This window comes from Janthinobacterium sp. (assembly GCF_031995485.1).
Classification (GTDB): domain Bacteria; phylum Pseudomonadota; class Gammaproteobacteria; order Burkholderiales; family Burkholderiaceae_D; genus Janthinobacterium.
The window spans coordinates 1-7,720 of sequence record NZ_DAMAGB010000084.1 but is presented as its reverse complement, the minus strand read 5'-3'; the positions used below and the strand labels follow the sequence as shown (position 1 = coordinate 7,720).

At 62.7% G+C, this 7,720-nt stretch carries 5 protein-coding genes and 1 tRNA gene; all 6 read left to right on the top strand.

Annotation, left to right across the window (positions count from 1 at the left end; genetic code table 11):
* The first annotated feature begins 568 nt into the window (after positions 1–568).
* Complete coding sequence (locus RTQ46_RS26870; RefSeq protein ID WP_409518384.1) at positions 569–1,810, top strand: efflux RND transporter periplasmic adaptor subunit; 1,242 nt, start codon at positions 569–571, stop codon at positions 1,808–1,810.
* A 15-nt stretch (positions 1,811–1,825) separates the two neighbouring features.
* Positions 1,826–4,999: an efflux RND transporter permease subunit gene (locus tag RTQ46_RS26865; protein WP_312440670.1), complete on the top strand. Its 3,174-nt coding sequence runs from the start codon at positions 1,826–1,828 to the stop codon at positions 4,997–4,999.
* Position 5,000: 1 nt separating this feature from the next.
* Positions 5,001–6,446 carry an AdeC/AdeK/OprM family multidrug efflux complex outer membrane factor gene (gene adeC / locus RTQ46_RS26860; RefSeq protein WP_312440669.1) on the top strand — a complete coding sequence of 482 codons (1,446 nt, stop codon included), beginning with the start codon at positions 5,001–5,003 and terminating at the stop codon, positions 6,444–6,446.
* Positions 6,447–6,508: 62 nt separating this feature from the next.
* The gene (locus RTQ46_RS26855) at positions 6,509–7,123 is read left to right on the top strand and encodes a TetR/AcrR family transcriptional regulator (RefSeq protein ID WP_312440668.1); all 615 of its coding nucleotides are present in this window, start codon (positions 6,509–6,511) and stop codon (positions 7,121–7,123) included.
* 90 nt (positions 7,124–7,213) lie between these two features.
* Positions 7,214–7,290, top strand: a tRNA-Pro gene (locus RTQ46_RS26850).
* Between the two features lie 128 nt (positions 7,291–7,418).
* A partial coding sequence (locus RTQ46_RS27155) for a transposase (protein WP_409518383.1) occupies positions 7,419–7,720 on the top strand: 302 nt, incomplete at its 3' end.

Sequence of the window (7,720 nt, the reverse complement as noted above, 5' to 3'; positions counted from 1 at the left end):
CAGCAGATACAGGCGCTCGGGCGTCAGGCCGCCGGCCAGGATCGCGTCCAGGCCCCTCACGCCGGTCGACAGCAAGGTCGCCGCTGGCGCTGATTGCATGTGTGCCGGTGTCGTCATTGCTGCTCTCTTTCCCGGCTCGGGCAGGTGGCCTCAGCCGTATATGGCCAGCCTGGCAACCCCAGGCCGGTGCATATGGTAGCGCAGTCCGTGTTGCATGTCTTTTCGATACGATTGGTAAATAAACACCGTTCGCCGGGCGTATGCGGCAGTGCAGCACGCGATTGCCAGGCAGCCAAGCAAAGAACGCATGACCCTGATAAAGTAGGTGCTCCAGCCAGCTTCCCGCCACACCGTTTTGCCCGCGCCTGCCAGCTTTCCCCTGTTGCACGGCATGCCCCTCTGTAACCAGATGGATGGTTTTAATAGCAATGTAATTTAAGAAAATGTTTCCATGTTTCAATTGTAAATTGGCTTGACGATTTTAGAATGATCGTTCATTCTTTGATCTGCGTTAATAAATTACCCCATTTCTAACGACACTACCCGCTTCTTTTTCAGAAAGTCCAAGATGCAATCAACTTTTACCCTGACGTCGCCGCGTACGAGCGTCGCTATTGCCGTTCTGTGTGCCACTGCAATCATGGCCGGCTGCAGTAAAAAACAGGCTGCCCCTCCGCCGCAACAGGCGCCGCAGGTGGTGGTCTTTACTGTTAATCCGGCCGCGTTGCCGATGGTGGCCGATCTGTCCGGCCGGACCAATGCCTACCAGGTGGCCGATGTGCGCCCGCAAGTGGGCGGCATCATCCAGAAGCGCCTGTTCGTCGAAGGCGCCGATGTGAAAGCGGGCACCCCGCTGTACCAGATCGATTCGGCCACCTACCAGGCGTCCTACAATTCGGCCAGGGCCGCGTTGACCAAGGCCAAGGCCAATCTGCTCACTTCCGGTCCGAAAGTCGCGCGCTACAAGGAACTGGTTGCCATCGAAGGCGTGAGCCGCCAGGAATACGACGATGCCGTCGCCACCTATGAACAAGCCAAGGCCGATGTCGAAGCCGCCAGCGCCGCGCTGGAATCGGCCAACATCAACGTGCGCTACACCACCGTGACGGCGCCGATCAGCGGCCGCACCAGCCGTTCGACCGTGACGGCCGGCGCGCTGGTCACCGCAGGCCAGACCGAAGCGCTGACGACAGTACAGCAACTCGATCCGATCTATGTCGACGTGACCCAGTCGAGCACCGACCTGCTGCGCCTGAAGCGCCAGCTGGCCGACGGCAGCCTGAAGAAAGCCGGCGACGGCCAGGCCAAGGTCAATCTGATCCTGCCGGACGGCAGCAAGTACAGCGAATCGGGCAAGCTGCAGTTCGCCGGCGTGAGTGTCGAGCCGACCACCGGCAACGTGGTCCTGCGCGCGCTGTTCCCGAATCCGAAAGGCGAGCTGCTGCCAGGCATGTTCGTGCGTGCCCAGCTGGAAACGGGTATCGATGACAAGGCCATCACCGTGCCGCAAGTGGGCGTGTCGCGCAACCAGAAGGGTGAAGCCACCGCCATGATCCTGAACAAAGAAAACAAGGTCGAGCAACGCATTATCACCACCAACGGCACCTCCGGCACCAACTGGATCGTGACGTCCGGCCTGGCCGCCGGCGACCGCGTGATCGTGGAAGGCTTGCAGAAAATCAAGCCGGGCGCGCCAGCCGTCGCCGTGCCTGCCGCAGCGCCAGCCGCCCCAGGTGGCGCACCAGCCGCCGCAGGCGCCGCCCCTGCTGCTGCACCGGCCGCATCTGCACCAGCCGCCAGCGCCCAATAATTCAGGAGAATATTAATGGCCCGTTTTTTCATTGACCGCCCGATTTTTGCCTGGGTGGTCGCGATCGTGATCATGCTTGCCGGCATAATCTCGATCCTCAGCCTGCCGATTGCGCAGTATCCAAGCATCGCGCCGCCATCGATTTCGATCAGCGGCGCCTACCCTGGCGCCTCGGCCAAAACGGTGGAAGACGCCGTGACCCAGGTGATCGAACAGAAGATGAAGGGCATCGATGGCTTGCGCTACATGTCCTCGTCCAGCGATTCGACCGGCGGCATCAGCATCACGCTGACGTTTACCAACGGCACCAATCCCGACATCGCCCAGGTGCAGGTACAGAACAAGCTGCAGCTGGCCACGCCACTGCTGCCGACCGCTGTCACGCAACAGGGCCTGGTGGTTGCCAAGGCCACCAAGAACTTCATGATCGTGTTCGGCTTTATCTCCGAAGATGGCAAGATGAACCAGACCGACCTGAGCGACTACGTGGCCGCCAACGTGGTCGATCCGCTGAGCCGCGTCCCGGGCGTCGGCGACGTTACCCTGTTCGGTTCGCAATACGCAATGCGCATCTGGCTCGATCCGGCCAAGCTGCAAAGCTTCCAGCTGACGCCAGCCGACGTCATCACCTCGATCCAGGCGCAGAATGCCGAAGTGTCGGCCGGTGAACTCGGTGGCGCGCCAGCCGTTGCTGGCCAGCAGCTGAACGCGACCGTCTCGGCACAAAGCCGCCTGCAGACCGCCGAGCAGTTCGGCGCGATCCTGCTGAAAACCACCACCAGCGGCGCGCAAGTGCTGCTGAAAGACGTGGCGCGCATGGAACTGGGCCGCGAGAACTACAACACGGTTGCCCGCTACAACGGCAATGCCGCCACCGGTATCGCCATCAAGCTGGCTACCGGCGCCAACGCGCTCGACACCGCCACCGCCGTCAAGGCAATGGTGGAAACCCTGGGCAAGCAGTTCCCGGCCGGCATGAAAGCCGTGGTCGCATTCGACACCACGCCATTCGTCAAGCTGTCGATCGAAGAAGTGGTAAAAACCCTGGTCGAAGCGGTGGTGCTGGTATTCCTGGTGATGTACCTGTTCCTGCAGAACTTCCGCGCCACCCTGATCCCGACCATGGCCGTGCCGGTCGTGCTGCTCGGTACCTTCGGCATCCTGAACGCGTTTGGCTACTCCATCAATACGCTGACCATGTTCGCCATGGTGCTGGCGATTGGCCTGCTGGTCGATGACGCCATCGTGGTGGTGGAAAACGTCGAGCGGGTGATGAGCGAAGAGGGCCTGTCGCCGCTGGAAGCGACGCGCAAGTCGATGACGCAGATTACCGGCGCGCTGGTCGGTATCGCCATGGTGCTGTCGGCCGTGTTCGTGCCGATGGCCTTCTTTGCCGGATCGACCGGCGTGATCTACCGCCAGTTCTCGATCACGATTGTCTCGTCGATGGTGCTGTCGGTGATCGTCGCGATGGTGTTTACGCCGGCGCTGTGCGCCACCATCCTGAAGCCGATTGAAAAAGGCCATCACGCCACCAACAAGGGCTTCTTCGGCTGGTTCAACCGCGGTTTCGACCGCAGCAGCGACAAGTATCAAGGTTTCGTGGGCAGCATGATTACCCACCGCCTGCGCTCGATGCTGATGTACCTGGTGCTGCTGGTGGCGCTGGTGCTGGTGTTCATGCGCCTGCCAACCTCGTTCCTGCCCGAAGAAGACCAGGGCATCCTGTTTACCCAGATCCAGCTGCCGACCGGCGCCACGCAAGAGCGTACCCTGGGCGTGATCAAGCAGGTCGAAAAGCATTTCATGACCAATGAGAAAAATGTCGTCGCCTCCGTGTTTGCGGTGGCCGGCTTCAGCTTCGGCGGCAATGGCCAGAACACCGGTATCGCCTTCGTGCGCCTGAAAGACTGGTCCGAACGCAAGGCCGGCGACGCCAAGGCGTCCGCCGTGGCCGGCCGCGCGATGGGTGCGCTGCTGCAGCTGAAAGACGCGATGGTGTTTACGTTTGCTCCGCCAGCCGTGCTGGAACTGGGTAACGCCACCGGTTTCGACATGCAGCTGCAGGATACGGGCGGCCTGGGTCACGAAGCGCTGATGGCGGCGCGTAACCAGCTGCTGGGCATGGCGTCGCAAAACCCGGTCATGGTCGGCGTACGTCCGAACGGCCAGGAAGATACGCCGCAGTACAAGATCGACATCGACCAGCAGAAAGCCACCTCGCTGGGCCTGAAGATCGATGAGATCAACCGCGTGCTGAGCGTGGGCTGGGGTAGTGCGTATGTAAACGACTTCATCGACCGCGGCCGCGTGAAAAAAGTCTACATGCAGGGTGAAGCATCTGCCCGCATGGTGCCGGAAGACCTGAACAAGTGGTACGTGCGCAATACCGCCGGCGAAATGGTGCCGTTCTCGGCTTTCGCTACCGGCAAGTGGATCTATGCGTCGCCACGCCTGGAGCGCTACAACGGCCTGCCATCGATGGAAATCCTCGGCACGCCGGCGCCTGGCCAGAGTACCGGCGCCGCCATGAACGCGATGGAAGAAATGGTCGCCAAGCTGCCAGCCGGCATCGGCTTGAGCTGGACCGGCACCTCGCTCGAAGAGCGCGAATCCGGTTCGCAAACGCCGCAGCTGTACGCCATCTCGCTGCTGATCGTGTTCCTGTGCCTGGCCGCGCTGTATGAGAGCTGGTCGATTCCGTTCTCGGTGCTGCTGGTGGTGCCGCTGGGCGTGATCGGTACCGTCCTGGGCACGTGGCTGTTCGGCCTGTCGAACGACGTCTACTTCCAGGTGGGCCTGCTGACCGTGGTCGGTTTGTCCGCGAAGAATGCGATTCTGATCGTCGAGTTTGCCAAGGAAATGCAGGAATCGGGCATGTCGCTGCTGGACGCGACCTTGCATGCGGTGCGCCTGCGACTGCGTCCGATCCTGATGACCTCGATCGCTTTCGGCCTGGGCGTGCTGCCGCTGGCAATTTCCAGCGGCGCCGGTTCGGGCAGCCAGAACGCCATCGGTATCGGCGTGCTGGGCGGGATGCTGTCGGCGACCTTCCTCGGTATCTTCTTCGTGCCGGTGTTCTTCGTGCTGGTGCGCGGCTTCTTCTCGAAGTCCGACGACAAGACCGCGCCGAACACCCCGGCGACGCCTGGTGCGCCAGCCGTCACGCTTTCCAAGGATGCACATTAATATGAAAAAAACGCTACTTTCCATGGCGGCGCTGGCCTTGCTGGCCGGCTGCAGCCTGGCTCCGACCTACGAGCGCCCGGCGGCGCCGTCCCCAAGCGCCTGGCCGACCGGCCCGTCGTACAAGGCCGACGCGCCGGCCGGCCCGACCGCCGTGGCCGATATCGCCTGGCGCGAGTTCTTTGCCGACGCGCGTCTGCGCCAGGTGATCGAACTGGCGCTGGCCAACAACCGCGACCTGCGCGTGTCGATCCTGAACATCGAGAAAGCGCGCGCCACCTACGGCATCGAGCGCGCCGCGCTGATGCCCACCCTGTCGGCCTCGGGCGGCCAGACGGCCACCCGCATCCCGAAAAACCAGAGCGCCGACGGTGAAGCGTCGATCTCGCGCCAGTACACGGCCAACCTCGGCATTTCGGCGTACGAGCTGGACTTCTTCGGCCGCGTGCGCAGCCTGTCCGACAGCGCGCTGGAGCAATACCTGGGCACGGAAGAAGCACGCCGCGCCCAGCAGATCAGCCTGGTGTCCGAAGTGGCCAGCAGCTATCTGAACCTGGTGGCGGACCAGCAGCGCCTGCGCGTGGCGCAGGACACCCTGCGCAGCCAGCAGTCGAGCTATACGCTGGCCGAGCGCCGTTTCAATGCGGGCGCGACGTCCGGCCTGGACAAGTACGACGCCCAGACCAGCGTGGAACTGGCGCGCACCGACGTGGCCGTCTACACCAGCCAGGTGGCGCTCGACCAGAACGCCCTGGCCTTGCTGGTCGGCAGCAGCGTGCCGGCCGAACTGTTGCCGCAAGGCGAGTTCGGCGCGGTGACGGCCCTGGCCGACATTCCGGCCGGCGTGCCGTCGGATGTGCTGCAACGCCGTCCCGACGTGCTGGTGGCCGAGCGTACCTTGCGCTCCGCCAACGCGAATATCGGCGCGGCGCGCGCCGCGTTCTTCCCGCGCATCTCGCTGACGGCCACCGCCGGTTCGATCAGCAACAACCTGTCGGACCTGTTCAAGTCGGGCAGCGGCAGCTGGAGTTTCATTCCGCAGATCAGCCTGCCGATATTCGATGGCGGCGTCAACCGCGCCAACCTCGATATCGCCAAGGTGAATCGTGAAATCTCGGTAGCGCAATACGAAAAGGCGATCCAGGTCGCCTTCCGTGAAGTGTCCGACGCGCTGGCCCAGCGCGGCACCATCGACGAGCGCCTGCAGTCGCAGGAAGCGCTGGTCGAGGCGTCGACGAAGAGCTACACGATCCAGGACGCGCGCTACAAGCAGGGCGCGGAAACCTACCTGAACGCCCTGATCGCCCAGCGCGCGCTGTACACCGCGCAGCAGAGCCTGATCACGGCGCGCCTGGCCAAATCGACCAACTTGGTGACCTTGTACAAGGTGCTGGGCGGCGGTTGGCAGCCTGAGAAAACAGCCGTCGCAGCGGCTGGCGCTGCCCAATAATACGGGCACGCCGACGCCGGTCCGGTCCGCGAGGGCAGGGCCGGCGCGCGACTGGAAAAGACATGAATCAAGTTGAAAAAAGGCATCCGGACCCCGAGCGCGCCAACACGCGGCGCCGGCAGGTCCTCGATGCGGCCGAAAGCTGCTTCAGCCGCCGCGGTTTTCACGGCGCCAGCATGGCCGAGATATCCAAGGCTGCGGGCATGAGCGCAGGCCATATCTACAATTATTTCGACAGCAAGGACGCCATCATCGCGGCCTTTGTCGAGCAGAACATGGAACGCGTGTCGGACATGATGCAGGACCTGGCGCAGCAGGAAGATCCGCTGCAGGCCCTGATCGACAACGCCGGCGAGCGGGTGCTGGAAAGCATGGATCCGAAGGTATGGATGATGCCGCTGGAGATTTATTCCGAAGCGTCGCGCAATCCACCGATCGCCGCCATGCTGCAATGCGCCGACCGCCGCTCGCGCCAGCTGTTCCTGTCCATCGTCAGGAACGCCCGCATCAAGCGCGGCCTGCCCGCCGGCGAGGACATGCTGGACGGCCGCATCGACACCCTGATCGCGCTGTTCCAGGGCCTGCCGGTGCGCGTGGTGCATAACCCCGACGTGAAGATCGAGCCGCTGGTGGCCGGTTTTCGCGTGGCGCTGACGGCATTGCTGCTGGGTGAATAAGCACAGGCCGGCAGCTTTTTGACATGCAACATTTATCCTGTGGAAAGCATGGCAAAAACTCAAAAGCGTCTGCTATAATTCCCACCTCGTCGGGGCGTAGCGCAGCCTGGTAGCGTACGTGCATGGGGTGCACGGGGTCGGAGGTTCGAATCCTCTCGCCCCGACCAATAGAATCAAGGAAAGAGGCTCATCTCGGGATGGGTCTTTTTTTTTGGCTATGTCAGCGAAAAAAGTGGAACCGTTCTGACGTTGCTGAGCTCTAACCGATCAGGAATTTCCTTTCGGGAGACCCATCATGCACACAGTCCAGTGGCAGGCCTTCATCGAGCAGTTCTCGCAGTTGTCGCAGCGCCAACGCCTGGCCGGCATCGCCCTGTTGCAAGATAGTGTGGCGCAGGATGCCGCCATCGCCCTGATCGAACAGACGGCGCAGGCCAGCCTGCATTGCCCGGCCTGTCGCGCCACGCACATCCACCGGCACGGCCATGCCCACGGCTTGCAGCGCTATCGCTGCGTGCCCTGCGGCAGGACCTTCAATGCCCTGAGCGGCACGCCGCTGGCACACCTGCACCATAAAACACAGTGGCTGGCCTACAC

Bases quoted from the DNA above. Each gene is read 5' to 3' on its own strand.
- adeC (WP_312440669.1), top strand. From the start codon at position 5,001: ATGAAAAAAACGCTACTTTCCATGGCGGCGCTGGCCTTGCTGGCCGGC.
- RTQ46_RS26865 (WP_312440670.1), top strand. From the start codon at position 1,826: ATGGCCCGTTTTTTCATTGACCGCCCGATTTTTGCCTGGGTGGTCGCG.
- RTQ46_RS26870 (WP_409518384.1), top strand. From the start codon at position 569: ATGCAATCAACTTTTACCCTGACGTCGCCGCGTACGAGCGTCGCTATT.
- RTQ46_RS26855 (WP_312440668.1), top strand. From the start codon at position 6,509: ATGAATCAAGTTGAAAAAAGGCATCCGGACCCCGAGCGCGCCAACACG.